Here is a 2,780-nt window from a genome sequence, read left to right on the forward strand (position 1 = left end):
CCCGCTTCGACCGGGAATCGGACACGAAAGAGTCTGATAGAGTCGGAAACGCAAGAACGAAGGGAAGCGCCCGGAGGGCCCCGGTGAAACGGGACCGAAGGAAGCGTCCGTTCCTTGAGAACTCAACAGCGTGCCAAAAGTCAACGCCAAATATGTTGATACCCCGGCCTGCTTCGGCAGGTTGGTGGTTCCTTTGAAAAGTCCTGCTGGTCCTTCGGGTCCGGTAGGCAACAACAGCGAGGACGCTGTGAACGACCGGTCTTATTCCGACCTGGTCGTTCCGCTCTCGTGTTGTGATCCCGATTACGGGAAAACATTCACGGAGAGTTTGATCCTGGCTCAGGACGAACGCTGGCGGCGTGCTTAACACATGCAAGTCGAACGATGAAGCCTTTCGGGGTGGATTAGTGGCGAACGGGTGAGTAACACGTGGGCAATCTGCCCTTCACTCTGGGACAAGCCCTGGAAACGGGGTCTAATACCGGATAATACTTTGTCCCTCATGGGATGGGGTTAAAAGCTCCGGCGGTGAAGGATGAGCCCGCGGCCTATCAGCTTGTTGGTGGGGTAATGGCCTACCAAGGCGACGACGGGTAGCCGGCCTGAGAGGGCGACCGGCCACACTGGGACTGAGACACGGCCCAGACTCCTACGGGAGGCAGCAGTGGGGAATATTGCACAATGGGCGAAAGCCTGATGCAGCGACGCCGCGTGAGGGATGACGGCCTTCGGGTTGTAAACCTCTTTCAGCAGGGAAGAAGCGAAAGTGACGGTACCTGCAGAAGAAGCGCCGGCTAACTACGTGCCAGCAGCCGCGGTAATACGTAGGGCGCAAGCGTTGTCCGGAATTATTGGGCGTAAAGAGCTCGTAGGCGGCTTGTCACGTCGGATGTGAAAGCTCGGGGCTTAACCCCGAGTCTGCATTCGATACGGGCTAGCTAGAGTGTGGTAGGGGAGATCGGAATTCCTGGTGTAGCGGTGAAATGCGCAGATATCAGGAGGAACACCGGTGGCGAAGGCGGATCTCTGGGCCATTACTGACGCTGAGGAGCGAAAGCGTGGGGAGCGAACAGGATTAGATACCCTGGTAGTCCACGCCGTAAACGTTGGGAACTAGGTGTTGGCGACATTCCACGTCGTCGGTGCCGCAGCTAACGCATTAAGTTCCCCGCCTGGGGAGTACGGCCGCAAGGCTAAAACTCAAAGGAATTGACGGGGGCCCGCACAAGCAGCGGAGCATGTGGCTTAATTCGACGCAACGCGAAGAACCTTACCAAGGCTTGACATATACCGGAAAGCATCAGAGATGGTGCCCCCCTTGTGGTCGGTATACAGGTGGTGCATGGCTGTCGTCAGCTCGTGTCGTGAGATGTTGGGTTAAGTCCCGCAACGAGCGCAACCCTTGTTCTGTGTTGCCAGCATGCCCTTCGGGGTGATGGGGACTCACAGGAGACTGCCGGGGTCAACTCGGAGGAAGGTGGGGACGACGTCAAGTCATCATGCCCCTTATGTCTTGGGCTGCACACGTGCTACAATGGCCGGTACAATGAGCTGCGATGCCGCGAGGCGGAGCGAATCTCAAAAAGCCGGTCTCAGTTCGGATTGGGGTCTGCAACTCGACCCCATGAAGTCGGAGTTGCTAGTAATCGCAGATCAGCATTGCTGCGGTGAATACGTTCCCGGGCCTTGTACACACCGCCCGTCACGTCACGAAAGTCGGTAACACCCGAAGCCGGTGGCCCAACCCCTTGTGGGAGGGAGCTGTCGAAGGTGGGACTGGCGATTGGGACGAAGTCGTAACAAGGTAGCCGTACCGGAAGGTGCGGCTGGATCACCTCCTTTCTAAGGAGCATCTAGGTTTCCTTCGGGAAATCCAGAGACCATTACGTCGGCAAATGTTCGACGGTGGTTGCTCATGGGTGGAACGTTGACTATTCGGCACGACAGGTTGTTTTCGTGAGTACTGCTTCGGCGTGGAAAATGAAGGGGATCGGTCGGGTCGGGCACGCTGTTGGGTATCTGAAGGTACGGGCTTTTTAGTCTGGATCTTCGGTTGCCGGCCCCAGTGCACTCGTTCTCAGGAACGGGGTGATGGGTGGCTGGTCGTTGTTTGAGAACTGCACAGTGGACGCGAGCATCTGTGGCCAAGTTTTTAAGGGCGCACGGTGGATGCCTTGGCACCAGGAACCGATGAAGGACGTGGGAGGCCACGATAGTCCCCGGGGAGCTGTCAACCAAGCTTTGATCCGGGGGTTTCCGAATGGGGAAACCCGGCAGTCGTCATGGGCTGTCACCCGCTGCTGAACACATAGGCAGTGTGGAGGGAACGCGGGGAAGTGAAACATCTCAGTACCCGCAGGAAGAGAAAACAACCGTGATTCCGGGAGTAGTGGCGAGCGAAACTGGATGAGGCCAAACCGTATGTGTGTGATACCCGGCAGGGGTTGCGCATACGGGGTTGTGGGATCTCTCTTTCATGGTCTGCCGACTGTGAGACGAGTCAGAAACCGTTGGTGTAGGCGAAGGACATGCGAAAGGTCCGGCGTAGAGGGTAAGACCCCCGTAGCTGAAACATCAACGGCTCGTTTGAGAGACACCCAAGTAGCACGGGGCCCGAGAAATCCCGTGTGAATCTGGCGGGACCACCCGCTAAGCCTAAATATTCCCTGGTGACCGATAGCGGATAGTACCGTGAGGGAATGGTGAAAAGTACCGCGGGAGCGGAGTGAAATAGTACCTGAAACCGTGTGCCTACAAGCCGTGGGAGCGTCGCTGTATGT

At 57.2% G+C, this 2,780-nt stretch carries 2 rRNA genes (1 of these 2 running past the window's edge); both read left to right on the top strand.

Going from position 1 to position 2,780, the window contains the following annotated elements:
* Positions 1-316: 316 nt before the first annotated feature.
* A 16S ribosomal RNA gene (locus ACFWVP_RS34725) occupies positions 317-1,842 on the top strand.
* 300 nt (positions 1,843-2,142) lie between these two features.
* Positions 2,143-2,780 (top strand): 23S ribosomal RNA (locus tag ACFWVP_RS34730) (it continues 1,943 nt past the right edge of the window).
* The 16S and 23S rRNA genes sit together here, the layout of an rRNA operon.

It is taken from the genome of Streptomyces sp. NPDC058637 (genome assembly GCF_042717325.1).
Classification (GTDB): domain Bacteria; phylum Actinomycetota; class Actinomycetes; order Streptomycetales; family Streptomycetaceae; genus Streptomyces.